Genomic DNA, 549 nt, shown 5'->3' on the forward strand with positions numbered 1-549 from the left:
TACAAAATGGGAATTATCATGGAACAAAATATAAGCAACTACCAGAGTCTATTTCAGTTGCTGACGGTGATATACCTAGTCGCTGAATGGGTAAGTCTTGAAAAAATAGGCTCCTACTATCAAACTTTATCCTTTTGAGTCTGTTACAATTTCCCTTGAAGTACACAACTCCATGATGGGGTGAGGCATGTCATATCGGTGCTTTATACAACTTAGCGATTTAACCAGCGCATAGCTCACGTAAGATCTGCTTCTGTAAAGTTAGTTTTAAATGTGAAAGCAAAGGGTGTATCTCCGTTATCGCGCAAATGTTGAAGGCGGAATAAAGCTTCTTGTGGTGTTGGTATATGGCCATCTTCAACCCACCATAGAACATAGCTATCTTCTGTTAATCGATGAAACCATTCGCTTTTTCTGCGCATGAAATCTCTATGGTCAGTACGGAACATAAAGTTTTTGAGTGCGTCAGTACTTTCCCAGACAGACATGTTTACAATCATGTTTGGGTCTTCAAACAATTTAATGCTGGTGGCATCACCGGAGTCGTCT

General features: G+C 40.1%; 1 protein-coding gene. It reads right to left on the bottom strand.

Going from position 1 to position 549, the window contains the following annotated elements; translation table 11 throughout:
- Nucleotides 1–236: 236 nt before the first annotated feature.
- A partial coding sequence (locus R7E78_RS29590) for a DUF3291 domain-containing protein (protein ID WP_318059077.1) occupies nt 237–549 on the bottom strand: 313 nt, incomplete at its 5' end.

Source organism: Vibrio sp. YT-19(2023) (assembly GCF_033337395.1).